We start from the raw sequence: 17076 nt of genomic DNA on the forward strand, positions 1-17076 counted from the left end.
AGCGGTTTAAAGAACAATCGCCCGCCTTGTCTAACTAGACTCCACACAACGAAAAATTGGCAATCTGTACGGCTGACAACGGCCCGTTCAATGATAGTAGGACGCTTGTCATCCAATCGCTGCAGTCGCCGTCCTGCAGCAGTCTTGGAGTACGCCTTGGCACAGCCCCTGGCGACAATCGCTAGCTTGCAATTGCGAACCCACACCATGGGACGGAGCACGTCGGAGACAGACCTACTCTACGGCTCGCACCCCCGCGCTTGACCGCCGATGCTGCCAATGAGCCGCTGGCCCCAGCCACCCTGAAATAGCGCCTCTGACTGTCTCGAACGCCGGCGGACGCCTTCTCACATCCCTACACGCGCTTGAAGCGATACCCAAACATGATATGTTCTTTTTTTGTTCATGATCCGCTGTTCTGGATCAGTGATCACGGAATCGCACTAACCCATGCTTCAACAATCAGACGAGCACGCATGACCGCCCATCTGGAAAACCTAAACGAACGGCAACGGGAAGCGGTCACCCATGGCGTCGGCTTAGCCGATCAATCCGCGGCAGGTCCGCTTCTCATCATCGCCGGCGCCGGTTCCGGCAAAACGAACACGCTCGCCCATCGCGTCGCCCACCTGATCCTCAACGGTGCCGATCCACGCCGGATCCTGCTGATGACCTTTTCTCGCCGTGCAGCTTCCGAAATGGCACGCCGTGTCGATCGGATCTGCCGGCAGGTGCTGGGCGACAAGGCCGTCGCGGACGGGCTTTTATGGTCGGGCACCTTCCATGGGATCGGGGCAAGACTGCTCAGGCTTTACGCCGAACAGATTGGCCTCGCCGTCGATTTCACGATCCATGACCGCGAAGACAGTGCCGACCTGATGAACCTTGTGCGCCACGAGCTTGGCTTCTCGAAGACCGAGACCCGCTTTCCCACAAAAGGAACCTGCCTTGCGATCTATTCGCGCGTCGTTAACGCCGTGAGCTCGATCGCAGAGGTCCTGAAGTCCGCCTATCCCTGGGCGATCAACTGGGAAGAGGAGCTGAAAACGCTGTTTGCAGCTTATGTCACGGCCAAACAGGCGCAGGGCGTTCTCGATTATGACGACCTCCTTCTCTACTGGGCGCAGATGGTCTCGCATGCGGAGCTGGCCGACGATATCGGCAACCGCTTCGACCATGTCATGGTCGACGAGTACCAGGACACCAACCGGCTGCAGGCGCAGATCCTGATGTCGCTCAAACCCGGCGGCCGTGGCCTGACCGTCGTTGGCGACGATGCCCAGTCGATCTATTCGTTCCGGGCCGCGACCATCCGAAACATCCTCGACTTCCCGAATGAGTTTTCGCCAAGGCCGGCCGACGTCATCACGCTTGACCGCAACTATCGCTCGACGCAGCCGATCCTGGCTGCCGCCAATGGCGTGATTGGCCTCGCGCGCGAGCGCTATACCAAGAACCTGTGGACCGACCGGGCGTCCGAGCAAAAGCCAAGGCTGGTGACGGTCAAGGACGAGAACGACCAGGCCGGCTTCATCGTCGAAGAGGTCCTGGCAAACCGCGAGATCGGCATGGCTCTCAAGCAGCAGGCAGTTCTGTTCAGGACATCGAGCCATAGCGGGGCGCTTGAGGTCGAACTGACGAGACGCAATATCCCCTTCGTCAAGTTCGGTGGCCTGAAGTTTCTCGACAGCGCCCATGTCAAGGATCTCCTAGCCATCATTCGTTTTGCCCAGAACCCGCGTGATCGTGTTGCCGGTTTTCGGGTGCTGCAGATGCTGCCGGGCATCGGGCCGCAAAGGGCGGCAACAATTCTCGACACGATTGCCGCTGATCCTGAACCGTTGTTGTCGCTTGCCGAAATCCCGCCGCCGCCCAAGACCGGCGATGACTGGGCGCCCTTCGTCACCCTCTTGACCGCCCTTGGCAGAAACGACCACGGCTGGCCAGGCGAAATAGAGAAGGCAAGGCTCTGGTACGAGCCGCATCTCGACCGGATCCACGAGGATCCGGAAACCCGCAAGGCAGATCTCCTGCAGCTCGAGCAGATCGCGTCCGGTTATCCAAGCCGCGAACGCTTCTTGACCGAACTGACACTCGATCCTCCAGATGCAACGAGCGATCAGGCCGGCGTTCCCCTGCTTGACGAAGACTACCTCATCCTCTCGACGATCCATTCTGCCAAGGGCCAGGAATGGCGTGCCGTCTTCATGCTGAATGTCGTCGATGGCTGCATGCCATCTGACCTTGGGGCGGGAACGACGGATGAGCTCGAGGAAGAGCGGCGCCTGCTCTATGTCGGCATGACCAGGGCACGGGACAGCCTCAGCCTGATCACGCCACAACGCTTTTACACGTATGGGCAAAATACCCGCGGTGACCGGCACGTCTATGCATCTCGCACGCGTTTCATCCCCGCCATGCTGTTGCAGTTTTTCGAGCAGACAAGCTGGCCGAAGGTGGCAGCGACGGCGTCCGGACGTAGCGCCAGCCAGATTCGCATCGATGTCGCCGCGAACATGCGTGGTATGTGGAAATAGCCGCGATCTTGATAATCCTCGGGTCTTTCCGGCTCAGACCGGTGGCATCCTTCGTTTGCCCAGAGCGGCAATGACCTGGCGCGGATGCCACCTTCCCTTGGCCAACCTGGAGCGCCCGACGGACGCGTGCTCGGTCGCACCTCTGAAGTGATATCAGGGATGCCGAAAGGGCGCAGCACCACCTCCGAAACTATGGAAACCGGAACAGTGGCCTTCAAATCGTCTTTCAGCACGATCAGGCTTTGCTGAGGCGGCTCAGCGGAAGGACTGACGAACCCCTCATCTGCAAATTGCGCTTCTGATCTGGCGCTCAGTCATCCGCGCTGGCTGTTCTTGAAACTCAATCATCCCGACGGTATTTTGCGTCAGAATTATCGGCGATAAGAGAATGGACGCAGGCGACCATGAGCCTTGCCCAATATGCCGAGGACGGGCTGTTTTCCCCACGCAAGATTGCGCAAAGCCTGCGGACGACCAGCGAAGACCTTGCCCGGACAGCGGGCCTTGGCAAGAATGCGATTCAACGCAAGGACCGGATCCGTTCAGACAAGACACAGCGCCGTTTGCGCGAAGTGGCGTTGATCATCAATAGAGTCGAACCCCGCTTCGGCTCGGCGCTTATGGCCTATGCCTGGTATCGTTCCCAACCCCTCCCAGGCTTCTCGGGCATGACAGCGATGCAGCAGGTGCGAGATGGACGCGCTGACGATGTGCTCGATTATATCGACGCCGCCGATGCTGGCATCCACGCCTAGGCTCCAAAATCCTGGGGCTTGATGTCTTGCGCGCCGTGCATGACGCGGAGCACCACCACACGGTCATGATATGAACGGTCATAAATGCAGCGCTGGCGATACGGGAAGCCGCGCAACCCCTCCAAGATGTGGTCACGCGGCGAGCCGGTGAAATCGGTTTCGGCGATCCAGGCAATCTTGGCGGTGAGGTCGGCCAGGAACTCCCGCGCGTAATGAGGACTGCTCTCAGCGATGTAACGCCGAATCCCCCGTAGGTCTTGGACAGCGAGGGGAGCTATGATCAAGCGTTTCGTGCTGATGGTCTTAGCCTTCGTTCATGACGTCTTGTAGGAGATCCGCGCCATTGGCGTACTCCCTACCAAGCCCCGCCTCAATCTCAGCGTCGGCCGCCATGATTTCATGGCGCAACGCCCGCACCCCAGCAAGAACTGCAAGCATCACCCCGCCCGGTGTATCAGGCCTCGCCTACAGCTCCTGTAGCGGCAGCTCTCGCCGTCCATGTCCATTTGCATCTGGACCAGGTGCAAGCCCAACTGCCTCCTCGCCGTCTCCTTCAGGACAACACAGCGCACGACATCTAAGCTCAGTGCTCAGTTACCCTGACCATCGCATCTATGTGACCACCGGCAGCCACCGGATGCTGGAGCATCCGGCCTGTGATGACCTGCCCGAACGTCTGGATGAAAATCCTCTACCGGGCCGCGTACCGCGAGGGCGACCCGTTCTCAGGCGCCCCTCCCCTCAATGACGCTCGGCACGGCGGTGCGGAGACCCTCGACCTACCGCCCCTGGCGGCGGTGGATAATGGGGAGTTCTTCAGTGGCAAACGGTTTGACCTTTCGCCAGTTGATGGCGCGCTCTGGTTACACAAGGCTGGTAAGGCACCGCAAAGGCCTGCCCCGGGCAACCCGTCGTCAATGGGCAGCAAGGCCACTCTGGGGCCTTGCTGTTCCCAAGCCCCCGCTACGCCCGGGAACACGGGTCAAGGCCATAGAGCGCAGCGTGCCTTGAGGCGTGTTCTCGGGCGTAGCTTTCACCATCACCCATAATGTCAGCCGGGATGAGACCGCTCTGGCGGCTTACCGGATGGATACTGCGGCACTCGCAGACATCACCTGGCACGACCAGATAAAATCGAGCGGGGAGGCAAAAACACAGGCCTTTGCTCGGCAGCTGGTCAAAGATGACTATCATGGATTGCTCGTGCGTAGTTTCGTGCATGATTCATCGCCAAGCGATCTCAATCTCGCTCTTTGGCAATGGGGCGGTAAAGCGCCATTGCGCCTGATCGTCATTGATGACGAAAACCCCCTTGCTTGATGGCAGACCAAGGCTCTGTCTGCTCGAAGCTGAGGCCCTCCAGAGCTCGCAATCAACTTAGCATCCGATGATGGCAGCCCACTCAAAGTGTCCTCAACTCACGCCTGATTGGTCAGAGGGGAGTATCGCGCAATCGCGTCAGCCAGGCTTGAAAGGCCGGCAAGATGAAAGACCAAGAGCCGGAGCTGGATCTCGAAGCTGGTCCGCGTCACTTACAACGAACTGCTGTTAGCCCGTTTCGCCAGCCCGCAACCCGAGGATCTTTTATCTTGCGCGTGCGGGATGAGGCGAAAGGCGTGATACGCAATCACGCCTTTCGCCGGTTTTGGCGTGGCAAAAGCCGGTTTCAGAACTCTTCCCAGCTTTCGTTCATCACTGCAGTCGAGCCAAAGGCCTTCGACACCGCACCGACGATGCGACGCGCCGGCGAAGCGACCGGCTGGTGGCGCATGCCGACCGCCACCGGCGACCCCGATGAGCGCGCAGTTCCCTGAAGTGAGTTGCCGCCCAGTTGGAACTGGGTGACCAGCTCACGCAGCCGTGCTGCCTCCTTGGCAAGCGTAGCTCCGGCCGCATTGGCTTCTTCCACCATGGCAGCGTTTTGTTGCGTCACCTGGTCCATCTGGTTGACGGCGGTGTTGACTTCAGACAGCCCGACCGATTGCTCGCGAGCCGATGTCGCAATAGCATCCATGTGCTCGTTGATCGTGATCACATAGTTCTCGATCGTCTTCAGCGCCTCGCCGGTATCACTGACAAGCTTGACCCCCTTGTCGACCTCGATGGTGGAATTGCGGATCAGCTCCTTGATTTCCTTTGCCGCTTGCGCGGAACGCTGGGCAAGCTCTCGAACCTCCTGGGCGACAACCGCAAAGCCCTTCCCCGCCTCACCAGCGCGTGCTGCCTCGACACCGGCATTGAGTGCTAGCAGGTTGGTCTGGAAGGCGATTTCATCGATGACGCCGATGATGTTGGAGATCTGACTGGATGACTGCTCGATCCGTCCCATGGCGTCGACTGCGTTTGCGACCACCGAGCCGGACTGGCGGGCGCTGACATTCGCCTGGGCTGCGATCGTGCGCGCTTCCTCGGCCCTTTTGGACGAACTTGCAACATTGGTCGTGATCTGGTCGAGGGCAGCGGCTGTTTCTTCCAAGGATGCTGCCTGCTGCTCCGTCCGCTTGGAAAGATCCTCGGCACTCTGGCTGACTTCGCGTGATCCACCATCGATTGAGCTCGTCGACTGGGAAACGGCGGTCAAGGTCTGGCGCAACTGGGCGACAGCCCCATTGAAATCCGCCCGCAGGCTTTCGAATTCCTCGGCGAAATTTTGCTGCAACTGGAATGTCAGGTTGCCGGCGGCAAGCTGCTTCAAACCATCGGCAAGCCCGGTCGTTGCTTTAGCCATCGCCTCGGCCCGGATCCGTTCCTGTTCGGCCGTCAGGCGACGGTGCTCTTCAGTCTGGCTGCGTTGTGCTGCCGTTTCTTGCTCAAGCCTGCGGTTTTCAAGGGCATTCTTGCGGAAGATCTCAACGGCTTCCGCCATTTCACCGATTTCGTCAGCGCGACCGGCGAACGGAACCGCAGTGTCGGCATCTCCGGCAGCAAGGCCGTTCATCGAACCGGTAATCCTCTGGATCGGTTGCGCAATGCCTTTGACCGCAAACCAGATGGAACCCGCAATCAGCAGTGCAATTGCACCGATTGCAACGAAGGTGGTCATGATCGTTGCCGCATAGGCGGCATTTGCATTGGCATAAGCATCGGCCGCCACCGCGTCGCTGATCTCAACCAGGCGCGTAACAGCTGCCTTGGCCGTGTCGGCGATGGAGACCATGTCTTCGCGAAGGACGGTGTTTGCCCCATTGAGGTCGCCGGCAGATGAAAGTGCCAGCACGCGCTCGCCGACCTTCATATATTGATCAACGGCGTTGCCGATCACTGCCACGGTATCAACTTCTTCCTTCGAGGGGTCGAGGGAGCTGAATATATCGATATCTGCTTTCAGCTTGGTCGCCGCTTTTTCGATCGATGCGGCAGCAGCAGCCTTGCCTTCAGTATCCGATCTTAGGATGTGGCTGCGATAGGCGGTCCGCATCTCACCGAGCTGAACCTCCATGTCCTTTACCGACACGACAGTGGGCAAGGTGTTGGTGGCGATAAGGGTCATTTCCCCGTTCAGTGCCGCAAGCCGGTTCACTGCAAAAGTGGCAAATAGTGCGAATGCGGCACCCAGAAGAATGAGGATGCCGGCCAGTGCTGTCTTGATCTTAGGCCGTGTCATTGTAATCCCTTTTTGAACAATATGGTCCGTTCCAGGGTCAGACGCATTCGGGGGAGTTTGCGCTGGCTCAGTCGGCTACGTAAAGTTGCATCAAATTTATTAGCATTGCGGAAATTAGTTGCACTTGAAACATACAGATGAGAATTTGTAGTCACTTGTCTTTGATCAAGTCTGCGAAGCCTATCAACGCCCTCGTGCTTGATGGTGAGACTGCAAGCGGTCACGAGCTTTCGTCACGGGCGGCAAGGTGGTGGACGAATGACTGCCGACCGTAAGCGACCGGCAGCAGACGTCCAGACGACCGACGACCGACGACCATGAGTGGCTTGCGGCTGTCATGGAGGAAGCGAAAGCCTCGGTGGCATCGCCACTTCATCGGCTGTAAACATCATACTCTGCAATGGAACATTGAACCGTTCTAGAGCGTCTCGCCTCCGGCAATCGGAGTACTGATATGAATTGGCTGACATCGCTCGCCGACGGTTTTGACATTCTTGCCCACCTTGCCGCCCTGGCGTTTGCCTATGCGCTGGCCTTGCCGATTGCCTGGGACAGGGAAAGGCACGAACGAAGCGCGGGATTACGAACGTTTCCGCTGGTGGCGATCGCTGCCTGCGGGTTCATCCAGGCAACGGAGGGGATTACGCAAGGCAACGCAGAAGCGACAGCGCGCATTGTCGAAGGCTTGATCAATGGAGTTGGCTTCATCGGCGGTGGAGCGATCCTCGTGGGGAAAGCCGGGACCAAGGGTACTGCGACGGCCGCAAGCCTCTGGGCCACAGGCGCGATCGGCACGGCCGTCGGGCTTGGAGCCTATGATACGGCGATCGTTCTTTCGATCGTGACATTTGCCACGCTTCGCATCATGACCAATTTCAAAGTCGAAGAGGCCGTGCGGCAAACAAAGGAAGAAAGCGGAGGTTGATCTCGCTGGGGCGGTGGGCTGCGGCGACCTCGATCGAAAGCCAGCACGTTCGCCGGCCGGAATTGTCGCTGCGAGCGAGGGCGTCATCGTCCGACGCACACTCAGCAGCAGCCGATCAGCACGGAAAAAGTGGATAAGAGACGATTTCGCAATCGAAAGGGCGGGGTATCCCGGTCGCAAGCGTCAGGATGGGGAATGACAACATATGCAGCCTCACTTATAAGGCTGGCGCAAGATAGACCGACAGAATCACGTTGACCTATGATTGAGGAAACCGCCCGTAAACTGGATGCTCCGCTCGGTCCTGTTGACCTCGCCTTGCTTCAACGCGTTCTGGCGGATGTCTGTGCTACTCGCGGCCACGCGCATGCGTCGCCCGAGGCCGAGCAGAGCGCAAAGGTCATCATCAACCTGTTTCAGAGCGGCATTCGCAACAGGCACCAGCTTGTCGCCATGATGACGGGACAAAAGTTCCCTTAAGCCATCAATTGCCTGCGGCTTTAGATCTGCCTATCGCGATATTTCGCAACGGTGCGGGGCTGCTTTGACGTGGTAGGCGAAACGCTACCCGTCGATCCAACTCGGTTTATACCTATGCCACACTCTATGGGCCGGCCATTCGATTGAGACAATCAGGCAAGGGAGCGTCGCGCAATTTCGGGCGCCAACAACAAGTTTGACGGAATGTATCTTCAACATTTGCGCCCTTGACGATCAAGCGACTTCAGGATCTTTCATCACCATCTCCAGCTCGGTGGCAGACATCGGTTTTCCGACGAGGAAGCCCTGAAGCTGCTGACATCCGGCTGAGCGCAGCAGTTGGGCCTGTCTCGACGTTTCCACCCCCTCGGCGGTTACCGGGATCTTGAGCGCGACGGCAAGCGCAATCGTTGCCTCAAGCACACCGCTCCCCTGGCCTTCGTCGTCAGAGGCCCAGACCAGCGATCTGTCGATCTTCATGCGCTCGAAGCCGAACTGTCGGAGCGCGCCGATCGACGCATAGCCACAGCCAAAATCATCCAGCGCGAACTTGACCCCGATCTTGCGCAGTGTCTCCATGGCCCGGCGCGACGTCTCGGGGTTCGACATCAACACACTCTCGGTAATTTCGAGGGTCAGTCGCTTGGGATCGAAATCTTCTCGCTGCAAGAGATCCGTGACCTGTGACGGGAACGAGGGATTACAGAGCTGCATCGGCGAGACATTGACCGACAGGTCCAGCCCCGTCCAGGCCCGAGCCGTCATCACGGCCTGCTCAAGGATGTGCATGCCGAGTGCATCGATCAGCCCCGCTCGCTCCGCCAGAGGAATAAAGACCTCCGGACTGACGAAACCCGCAGGGGTTTGCCACCTTGCAAGTGCTTCAACGCCGCAGATATGTCCGCTGCTGGCGGAGACGACTGGCTGAAAAACCGGTCGGATTGCTTCACTGGAAATGGCGGCGCGGAGTTGACCTTCCAGGGTCGATAGCCGGTCGCGCTCTCCGTCGAGTGCGCGTGAGTATTCGACCGCACGCCCCCGCCCGCTTTCCTTGGCCTGATAAAGCGACATGTCCGCGCGTCGAAGGAGCTCCAGCGGCTCTGCCTCCCGATCGGCAAAGGCAAAACCGATACTGGCACCGATCTCTATCGTGCGACCGCCGATGTCGAATGGTTTTGCCATCTCCGCAATGACATGTTCACTGAACGCCATGGCGTCGTCACGGTCATGGAGGATAGCGAATTCGTCTCCGCCCAGACGGGCGACCGTTGTGCCAGCAGGGCAAGTGGTCATCAGGCGTCTGGAAACCAGAATGATCAGCTCGTCGCCCACCGCATGGCCCCAGGCATCATTGACCTGCTTGAAACCATCAAGGTCGATAAGGTGCAAGGATCGGACGCCGGCTGAAGATCTCGTCCACACCCTTAACACGTCGAGAAGGCCTGCACGGTTGAGCAGGCCGCTCAGGCGATCATGCGTCGCATTCCACTTTTCTCGCGCGGCCATTCGACGAAGCCTGGCAGCCTCGAGGCTTCCTGCGACAAGGATCCCGACCAGGAACAGGACAAACAACACCAGACCTGTCGTCAGATAAGCGCTGACCTTTTGGTAGACCCTGGTGCCGGGCAATTCCCTTGGCCACTGCAGATGGGCGATCGTCACGCCGTTGATGTCCTTGACGGCAAAGACCAGCATCTGCGAGGCGGGCTTGGCAAAGCTGAGCGACAGGCCGCGCAGCTGATACTCGTCAGAAACACGATCGATGACATCTGGAGAGATGACCTTGAAGAAGGTGAGGATGTCGAACGCATCTTGATCAACGGGATCCGAATAGGGCTGAAGAGCCAGCGATCCGACAAGAAGCAATGCGTCACCAACACGTTGAAAGCTGATGACCGGATTGGCACCAATCTGATTGGCCTGAAGGATCTGCTGTTCGAAGTTGGCCCCGAGCACTGCGAAGGGGTCGAATGCCGAACCTTTCCAATGGGCCGAGATGACCGTCCTGTCACCTGCCGTGACGACCGCGCCATCGTAAAGCTCGTAATCTTCGCTGGTCTTGCCCCAGTTTTCATAGGCCCAGGCTTGTGCCTCGGGTGCGTCCATCGCCACATAGGCGTCGTCCCAGACGGCATTGTCTCTGACGGTTGCCGCGAGCTTCTCGCTCATCGACAGCACTGCGACTTCTGCAGCCTTTTGGGCTCGTGCGTCATCCATCGCATCGGCCGAACGGCGCATTTCAAAAATGGAATGGGAGACCAGCGCAGACAGGATCGCCGCAATGATCACAAAGACCGCGGTGACGGAGCCGATCTGCCAGTTAGAATTATAGGCGCTAAAACGACGAAAAAATCGATACATGACATGATCTCATGGCTGATGGTCACACAGGACCGCAGGTGACATCATGTCTCGCAAAAAACGCGCTGCAGGCGCATCTTAGCAACGATTAATGTTAAAACCGCGAAGAGATATGGTTGAGGTTTCGTTAGGATGCCTGCAGATACACATCTCGCTTAACCGAGTGGCCGGAAACTTGGCGATCCGGCCGCATCCAGCGTCACCGACAGTGCGTCTTGTGGTGACGCAGCGCGCCTGATCGCCAGGACGCTGATAAGTTTTACTTAACCATATCGGGCCGTTGCCTCTGAAAAAACCACGGGCATTGCGTTAACTCGTGGGCTTGCACGGAGTAATCAAAGGGACGCAGCATTTCCGCATATCTCAGGCATGCAGCAGACGTTCGAACGGTTCGCCAGATCCACGCAATCACAACAGCGATCTGTGAGGATCCGCATGCCTCGCCGCGTCTCAAAAGGGCGAGTGCAGCCTTGACGCGCAAACTGGATCAGATCATCAGGCTACCGATCGCCAGCGCTCCATTTCTGGCATCGATCTGCCGCGATTTTCTCGCTTTAAAGTCGGGTCTTCAGGAAGAAGATTGCGAAAAGAATGTCGTTCGCTCAAACGTAAAGCGGCATCTGCATCTTCGTCAGTTTTGTGACGAACAGGGCGGACAAACCCGTTTCTATCCAAAGGCTGAAGGGCGAGTGTCGGACGAGAAAAGCTAAAGGCTGCTCTGGTCGTTTATCGGCGTTCTTGCGAAACGGCGAATGCCGTTCGAAGCGTAGGATACGCTAAGCTTTTGCATTCTCTTGCGCATTTTCCGCTTTCGACAGCCGAGCCAGGAGCGTCTCAATTCGATTGTCATGGGCAATGGGCTGAAGATTCCTGTGGCCTTTCAGGGCATCGCGAACCATGTCACCGCATGCAAGGCTTCTAAAAATCACCAGACCAACGCTCATTTTACTCTCCTGGAATGCAAGAAAAACTGTGCCCGAGCGACAGAGTTCCGAAGGAACATCACATTCTTCAAGCGACCGGACATTCATGGTGGCCTCTTCCAGGTCCCGGGCATGTCGAAGCGAGTACATCGACCGCCCGACCTAGTTATCCGGCTTAAGCAGCATCAGGCAGCAGATCGTTTTCTTCGCGCGACCATTGGAGCTGGATGTCAGCACCCAAGATCCGACAAGCTCGTCATCTTCGCCAGCTATGGATTTGCATGGGACTGGCCATAAATAATGGTGTCGCCGTCGCACGCTTCAAGCTGACGGCTTGTGAAGGAGATGAATATGGACGAACCTCGCTCAAAGGTGGCAGATGATCCAAGCGCGGTGACCGACATTGATACGGTGCCGGTTGGGCTTTGTATGCTCAGCGAGGAGCTCCGCTTCCTACGCATCAATGAAACTATGGCCGAGTTTCACGGTTATACAGCAGCGGAACACCTGGGGCGCAGTGTCTCGGAGGTTGTTCCAGACCTCGAACCGGTAGCACGACGTCTCATGAAGCAGGTCATCGACACAGGTATGCCACTGGGCCCTTTCGAAATTGCGGGGGAAACGCCAACAGATACGGGTATCCAGCGGTTCTGGATGGAATGTTGGTCTCCCGTCACGGATGAGCGCGGGGAGATTGTCGGCGCAAGCGTCGCCTCTGTCGAAATCACCGAACGCAAGCGGATCGAACGGGAGAAGGAGGAGGCTCTCAGACTGACCGAGCGTCGTCTGATGCAGCAGACCGCCATTGCCGAACTCGGTCAGCTCGCGCTTCAGGATGTGAGCTTGCAGACCATTCTGGAGAAAGCCGTCGAACTTGCGGCGAAAGCTTTGCATGTCCCGCTGACAAAAGTTCTGGCCTTCGAAGATGCGGCTGACAAATTGAAACTGGTGGCCGGCGTCGGCTGGAACGATGGCCTGGTGGGAATTGCAAGTGTCGGTACGGAAAAGGATTCTCAGGCAGGCTATACGCTGATGGCAAAAGAACTCGTCGTGGTCGACGACCTCAGAACCGAGCAGCGATTTTCCGGGCCGGAGCTGCTGAGGCTTCATGGTGTGATCAGCGGAATGAGCGTGACGATCGCAGGGTCAGACGGAAGGCCCTATGGTGTTATCGGAATCCATGCCGTCGAAACATGCACCTTCGACAAGGGAGACAGAGATTTCCTGCAGTCCTTGGCGGCGATCATTTCCACCGCGGTGCGCCAACAGGCAGCGAAACTGCACAGCAGCTTGTTGATACGCGAGATGTCCCATCGCGCCGGAAACATGTTGCAATTGGTCAGCTCGATTGCCGCGCAAACATTCAGGCATGCCGTCGATCCGCTTGCCGCCAAAAAAGCATTCGATCACAGGCTGTCGTCTCTTGCTCGCGCCAATCACGCGATCGCTCAGCAAGGCTGGGTCAATACTCGGCTACAAAAAGTCGTCGAAGAAACCCTTGCACCATTCACCGGAAAGATCCGTATGAACGGGCGTGATGTCCTGCTGCCGCCAGAGCTATGTTTCGACCTTGGGCTGGTATTGAACGAGCTTTGCACGAACTCCATCAAGTATGGCAGCTTGGGCGCGGCTGACGGGGTGGTGGACCTCAGCTGGCGGATCGACGGCCCCGAAGACGGGTCGCGTCTGACGGTCATCTGGCACGATCCGGTCACGGCACACACGACCATATCATCAACGTCATCATCGACCGGCTTTGGGACAAAACTGATCAGGCAACTTGTCGAAAGCAAATGGCACGGAACGATCAGCGTCGAGCAGCACGCCTATTATCGGATGACGCTGGCGCTGCCTATACCCACCAGCACCACCGCTGCGCCCGATCCATGAGACGTGTCTCGATGCGTGTGCGGACAGCATGGCAAGGGTCACCTTCGTTCCTCTTCGATGCGAGCCTGGCGTCGGCTTCTGGAGCCTTTCCGATGACCGCTTGACGGCTGATCGTCACCAGCGCTCCGCGATAGCCCCGTTGTGAGCCCAGCTCGGTCTTCTTGCAACTGTATCAGGCGCGCTGGGCGGCGGCGGCGTGCGAACTTGTCTGTATCCTGGCTCTCTCAGGACGGCTCGCCTCTGATGCTTTTCCTGCAAACGCTGCCTTGGCACGGTTCAGGCGGCTTTTGATTGTCCCCATCGGGCAATTGCAGATCGCAGCAGCCTCCCAATAACGAAGCCCAAACACCGTGACGGTCATAAGCACGTCTCTGTGATAGGGCGGCAGCTGAGACATAAGGGACATTGGATCACGATCGGTAGGCGATGCTAGAGACGCTTGAACCACCTCTCGTGCGCGAATGAGCCTTGCCAGATCGTTCAGCAAGGCGGGCAAGACACTTTGGGCGGCGCTGATCTCAGATAGATGATCTTGGGCTTGCGACAGGCACAGTGCAACGAGATCGTCAGCGTGCCCCACATCGTTGCACATCACCCTCGCGAAAATTCGCAACTGAGGCAGACAGTCTGTAACCGTCGAGGGGTGCTGCGACATGTTTCAACTCCGATGATACTACCTGTGAATGCAGAGCAACACCTTAGGTTCCGCTGAAGGCGTGGGGGCGTTGAACATCTTGCGCAAACCCGGTGTTCAGACCTGAAAAGACTGCCCCACGACAAGCTGAACGACGTCGATGTTGTGAAGAGACAGGAGGCGGAAGACCTTTACGTCTGGCCACGGCCGTCATCCGATTTGGCGACAATACCAGTCGGCATAGGGGGTGTTCTTCACCAAATGCCGGTTGAAATCCGGTGTCCCATCGTCCCACCAAACGGGCCCGCGCTCGCCCAGTGCGATCTTGGCGGCATCGACGCGTTGACGCGTCTCGACAACGGTCCGCTCAGCGCTCTCAGGTTTCTTAAGCGCGCGACGCGCAGCCATGAGTTCTTTGACCAGCGCCTCACGGCGTGCGGGGATAAGAGAAGGATTGCTCTTGCGCCAGAGCCGGCCTTTGACCACGAAATATCGTCCGTCCGGCGTTTCCGGATAGGCATCGGCCTTGCTGGCGATAGGAGAGGATGACTTGGTTGCCATAGGTCATTCCAACTCGATCCATACGGGCGCGTGGTCGCTTGTTTTCGGCAATGCCCGGACCCAACGGTCAACGCCTACCGCCTTCAACCCGCTTGCGAGCTGAGGGCTCAATAAAAAGTGGTCGATACGCAAGCCCGCATCGCGTTCAAAAGCGTTACGCCAATATTTCCAGAACGTGTAGACGCTCTCATCCGGGTAAAGCTCCCTCACTGCGTCCGTCCAACCCTGGTCCAGCATTGCGGCATAGGCGCTGCGCACTTCCGGGCGAAACAGGGCGTCATCGCGCCAGCGCTCGGGTTTGTAGACATCAAGATCGGTCGGCATGACGTTGAAATCGCCAATCAACGCGACCGGGATCTCAAGGTCGAGTAGTCCTTTGGCATGCGTGTGAAGCCGGTTGAACCAGCGCAGCTTGTAGTCGAATTTAGAACCCGGCGCCGGATTGCCATTGGGCAGATAAAGGCAGCCGATGATCACGCCGTTGACGGCGGCTTCAATGTAGCGGCTCTGATCGTCAGCGACATCACCCGGCAAGGCTCTGCGCGTTTCCACTGGCTCGCGATCGCGGGCCAGGATTGCAACGCCATTCCAGCTCTTTTGACCGCGCCAGACAGCGCCATACCCGGCTTTCTCGAGTGCCTTGCGCGGGAACTTTTCGTGGGGAGCCTTGAGTTCCTGGAGACATACGATATCGGGGGCGGCTTCTTCCAGCCACCGCAGCAGGATGTCGAGCCGCCCATTGATGCCGTTGATGTTATAGGTCGCGATCTTCACCAGGGATCATGACTTGGCGCGATGATCGCCACGATCGCCTTCGCCAGGCTTTGCATCGTTTATTGCCTCTTGACGCTTGTCGGCAGACAGTGAGCGACCGACATCGACACTCTCTTTGAACTTGCCGTCTTCGTCGCGCCGAACATAGCGCTTGTCGGTACCGGTATCGATCAGTTCGCGCTTGGTCATGGGGGATCTCCTTCTCGTAAGTCGCGGAGAAACAACGCATGGATCCGGGAAAAGATGCATCCGATCATCGCGTTAGCCACTTCAGCGCTTCAAGTCCTGGCATCGCTCCGCTTCGGCAGCGTCCTTCACCCGTTCAAGTTCGAAGAGATAGCGACGAGCATCCTTCTCGATGACCATCAGCCCCATGAGCGTGTCCTTGTCTTTTTGACGGAAGTGGTCGGTGATCGGCATCCGGTCATATACCATCGCAGCACTTTGCACGCCGTCATAGGACAACACCTTGAGCCTGGCCGTGGGACCGTGTGCGCGCAAGCCCCGCTGCAGATAGGAGAAGAGGTTGCGGGCAGCCCGTGTCCGGCCGAGATGGTGAAAGCGAAGCGCCAGATTGACGGGTATTGGCGCGGGATCGATGGCTGTCAGACGCCGTTCACCTGACTGGAACAGCAAGGCATCCGCCCGCAGATCTTGCGTGAAGCGCTTGCCGAACCATCCGAGATTTTCAAGGACGCCGTCGAGCGGATGGCCCGTTGGAACTCCGCGGCCCTTCCAAAGACCCACAAGCTCACCGGGATCGACAGGGGCCATTTGCCGGAATATCTCAAACGCTGACGGCTCGTTCATCTGGTCACGCCTCCTTTGAACGGCGTTGGCTTGCTTTCTCCCTCGATCTCGCATCGCGTCGTGCAATGCGTAACTCGTCAAGCGTGGGCAGCCACCAGCCGTGATGACGCTCCTTATTCGAAGGATCTGATCGGGCCGGCCATGTCGTGACCAGTTCCTCAAGCGTACCGGGTCGCCACTCGAACCAGACATAGTCCTCGCCCGCGACAGGTGGAAAGTAGAAGGCTTCGATCGCCTTCAGGTCGGCAAGCTCCCCGGTGAGGCCCAAGAACAAAACCAGCCCGATATGCGTAGACACCACTCGGTCCATCGGTGGCATCGAAGCAACGGCAACTGGATAACGCTTGCGACGTCGCTCTCGGCGTCTGGCTTTTGTGGCCTCCCCTTCTTCAGTTCCGCGGAGCGCTTCGCGCCTTTCTTTTCTCGCCTCGGGTTCGCATTGTGCGGCAATCGTCTCGATCATTGGCCAGCGTTGACGGAGATCCTCGTATGACCGGTAGGGCACGGCCCAGAGCCGGCGATCGGCATCCCAGCGGACACCTTCGATCTCGCGGATCTTTGAAACCAGTGTCTTGGAATAGGGTGTGCGGATCAAAAAGGCGCTCGACCCGACCTCGAGATAGCGACTTTTGATCGGATCAAAGGCGAAGGCATCGCGCCCTCTTTCATCGGCAAAGGAATCTGCCTCAGCGTCCAGCCTGGCCAGAAAGCGACCGATGCGTGTCTTGGCGGTTCGGCCGGGAACGTACCAGGCTCCTTTGTGCTCACTCCAGCGGGCGCGGGGAAAGGCGTGACGAAAACGCGCGATCGTCATCCGGTCAT

17 protein-coding genes are annotated in these 17076 nt (G+C 58.2%); 7 read left to right on the forward strand and 10 right to left on the reverse strand.

Annotated features, from left to right (window positions below; translation table 11 throughout):
- The first annotated feature begins 476 nt into the window (after positions 1-476).
- Both E9677_RS16610 and E9677_RS16615 read left to right on the forward strand, forming a co-directional pair.
- Positions 477-2537 (forward strand): ATP-dependent helicase, encoded by a 2061-nt coding sequence (locus E9677_RS16610; RefSeq protein WP_136559197.1) that lies wholly within the window; start codon positions 477-479, stop codon positions 2535-2537.
- A 404-nt stretch (positions 2538-2941) separates the two neighbouring features.
- The gene (locus E9677_RS16615) at positions 2942-3292 is read left to right on the forward strand and encodes an antitoxin Xre/MbcA/ParS toxin-binding domain-containing protein (protein ID WP_136559198.1); all 351 of its coding nucleotides are present in this window, start codon (positions 2942-2944) and stop codon (positions 3290-3292) included.
- Here E9677_RS16615 and E9677_RS16620 read toward each other — a convergent pair.
- Complete coding sequence (locus E9677_RS16620; protein WP_235883000.1) at positions 3289-3576, reverse strand: type II toxin-antitoxin system RelE/ParE family toxin; 288 nt, start codon at positions 3574-3576, stop codon at positions 3289-3291. The two genes, E9677_RS16615 and E9677_RS16620, sit on opposite strands and share 4 nt — an antisense overlap.
- Before the next feature lie 730 nt (positions 3577-4306).
- Here E9677_RS16620 and E9677_RS16625 point away from each other — a divergent pair.
- Positions 4307-4612 (forward strand): RES family NAD+ phosphorylase, encoded by a 306-nt coding sequence (locus tag E9677_RS16625; RefSeq protein WP_235883001.1) that lies wholly within the window; start codon positions 4307-4309, stop codon positions 4610-4612.
- 346 nt (positions 4613-4958) lie between these two features.
- Here E9677_RS16625 and E9677_RS16630 read toward each other — a convergent pair whose 3' ends face one another.
- Entirely contained in the window at positions 4959-6896 is a 1938-nt protein-coding gene (locus E9677_RS16630; RefSeq protein WP_136559200.1) for a HAMP domain-containing methyl-accepting chemotaxis protein, read from the reverse strand.
- A 454-nt stretch (positions 6897-7350) separates the two neighbouring features.
- On the opposite strand from E9677_RS16630, the gene E9677_RS16635 reads away from it, so the two are divergent.
- Both E9677_RS16635 and E9677_RS25235 read left to right on the forward strand, forming a co-directional pair.
- Positions 7351-7821, forward strand: coding sequence for an MgtC/SapB family protein (locus E9677_RS16635; RefSeq protein WP_136559201.1), 471 nt, complete (start codon positions 7351-7353; stop codon positions 7819-7821).
- A 261-nt stretch (positions 7822-8082) separates the two neighbouring features.
- On the forward strand, positions 8083-8301 hold the full coding sequence (locus E9677_RS25235) for a hypothetical protein (RefSeq protein ID WP_168801243.1): 219 nt from the start codon (positions 8083-8085) through the stop codon (positions 8299-8301).
- Between the two features lie 234 nt (positions 8302-8535).
- Here E9677_RS25235 and E9677_RS16640 read toward each other — a convergent pair whose 3' ends face one another.
- The gene (locus E9677_RS16640) at positions 8536-10662 is read right to left on the reverse strand and encodes a putative bifunctional diguanylate cyclase/phosphodiesterase (protein ID WP_136559202.1); all 2127 of its coding nucleotides are present in this window, start codon (positions 10660-10662) and stop codon (positions 8536-8538) included.
- Positions 10663-11132: 470 nt separating this feature from the next.
- On the opposite strand from E9677_RS16640, the gene E9677_RS16645 reads away from it, so the two are divergent.
- Positions 11133-11372, forward strand: a complete 240-nt coding sequence (locus E9677_RS16645; protein ID WP_136559203.1) for a hypothetical protein — start codon at positions 11133-11135, stop codon at positions 11370-11372.
- Between the two features lie 66 nt (positions 11373-11438).
- Here E9677_RS16645 and E9677_RS25240 read toward each other — a convergent pair whose 3' ends face one another.
- Positions 11439-11606, reverse strand: a complete 168-nt coding sequence (locus tag E9677_RS25240) for a hypothetical protein (RefSeq protein WP_168801244.1) — start codon at positions 11604-11606, stop codon at positions 11439-11441.
- Between the two features lie 330 nt (positions 11607-11936).
- On the opposite strand from E9677_RS25240, the gene E9677_RS16650 reads away from it, so the two are divergent.
- Positions 11937-13475 carry a sensor histidine kinase gene (locus E9677_RS16650; RefSeq protein WP_168801245.1) on the forward strand — a complete coding sequence of 513 codons (1539 nt, stop codon included), beginning with the start codon at positions 11937-11939 and terminating at the stop codon, positions 13473-13475.
- 172 nt (positions 13476-13647) lie between these two features.
- On the opposite strand, the gene E9677_RS16655 is transcribed toward E9677_RS16650, so the two are convergent.
- The 6 genes from E9677_RS16655 to E9677_RS16680 all read right to left on the reverse strand — a co-directional run bounded on the left by E9677_RS16655 (position 13648) and on the right by E9677_RS16680 (position 17068).
- Positions 13648-14130, reverse strand: a complete 483-nt coding sequence (locus E9677_RS16655; protein ID WP_136559205.1) for a sigma factor-like helix-turn-helix DNA-binding protein — start codon at positions 14128-14130, stop codon at positions 13648-13650.
- 189 nt (positions 14131-14319) lie between these two features.
- Positions 14320-14670 (reverse strand): hypothetical protein, encoded by a 351-nt coding sequence (locus E9677_RS16660; protein WP_136559206.1) that lies wholly within the window; start codon positions 14668-14670, stop codon positions 14320-14322.
- 3 nt (positions 14671-14673) lie between these two features.
- On the reverse strand, positions 14674-15444 hold the full coding sequence (gene xth / locus E9677_RS16665; protein WP_136559207.1) for an exodeoxyribonuclease III: 771 nt from the start codon (positions 15442-15444) through the stop codon (positions 14674-14676).
- Positions 15445-15450: 6 nt separating this feature from the next.
- Positions 15451-15633: a hypothetical protein gene (locus E9677_RS16670; RefSeq protein WP_136559208.1), complete on the reverse strand. Its 183-nt coding sequence runs from the start codon at positions 15631-15633 to the stop codon at positions 15451-15453.
- Positions 15634-15714: 81 nt separating this feature from the next.
- The gene (locus tag E9677_RS16675) at positions 15715-16254 is read right to left on the reverse strand and encodes a GXWXG domain-containing protein (protein ID WP_235883002.1); all 540 of its coding nucleotides are present in this window, start codon (positions 16252-16254) and stop codon (positions 15715-15717) included.
- Between the two features lie 4 nt (positions 16255-16258).
- Positions 16259-17068, reverse strand: coding sequence for a hypothetical protein (locus tag E9677_RS16680; protein WP_235883033.1), 810 nt, complete (start codon positions 17066-17068; stop codon positions 16259-16261).
- Positions 17069-17076: the final 8 nt, after the last annotated feature.

It is taken from the genome of Peteryoungia rhizophila (genome assembly GCF_004912145.1).
Taxonomy (GTDB): domain Bacteria; phylum Pseudomonadota; class Alphaproteobacteria; order Rhizobiales; family Rhizobiaceae; genus Allorhizobium; species Allorhizobium rhizophilum.

Coding starts and splice junctions, on each gene's coding strand:
- E9677_RS16610 (WP_136559197.1), top strand. CDS start 477: ATGACCGCCCATCTGGAAAACCTAAACGAACGGCAACGGGAAGCGGTC.
- E9677_RS16615 (WP_136559198.1), top strand. CDS start 2,942: ATGAGCCTTGCCCAATATGCCGAGGACGGGCTGTTTTCCCCACGCAAG.
- E9677_RS16630 (WP_136559200.1), bottom strand. CDS start 6,896: ATGACACGGCCTAAGATCAAGACAGCACTGGCCGGCATCCTCATTCTT.
- E9677_RS16635 (WP_136559201.1), top strand. CDS start 7,351: ATGAATTGGCTGACATCGCTCGCCGACGGTTTTGACATTCTTGCCCAC.
- E9677_RS25235 (WP_168801243.1), top strand. CDS start 8,083: ATGATTGAGGAAACCGCCCGTAAACTGGATGCTCCGCTCGGTCCTGTT.
- E9677_RS16640 (WP_136559202.1), bottom strand. CDS start 10,662: ATGTATCGATTTTTTCGTCGTTTTAGCGCCTATAATTCTAACTGGCAG.
- E9677_RS25240 (WP_168801244.1), bottom strand. CDS start 11,606: ATGAGCGTTGGTCTGGTGATTTTTAGAAGCCTTGCATGCGGTGACATG.
- E9677_RS16650 (WP_168801245.1), top strand. CDS start 11,937: ATGGACGAACCTCGCTCAAAGGTGGCAGATGATCCAAGCGCGGTGACC.
- E9677_RS16655 (WP_136559205.1), bottom strand. CDS start 14,130: ATGTCGCAGCACCCCTCGACGGTTACAGACTGTCTGCCTCAGTTGCGA.
- E9677_RS16660 (WP_136559206.1), bottom strand. CDS start 14,670: ATGGCAACCAAGTCATCCTCTCCTATCGCCAGCAAGGCCGATGCCTAT.
- E9677_RS16670 (WP_136559208.1), bottom strand. CDS start 15,633: ATGACCAAGCGCGAACTGATCGATACCGGTACCGACAAGCGCTATGTT.
- E9677_RS16675 (WP_235883002.1), bottom strand. CDS start 16,254: ATGAACGAGCCGTCAGCGTTTGAGATATTCCGGCAAATGGCCCCTGTC.
- E9677_RS16680 (WP_235883033.1), bottom strand. CDS start 17,068: ATGACGATCGCGCGTTTTCGTCACGCCTTTCCCCGCGCCCGCTGGAGT.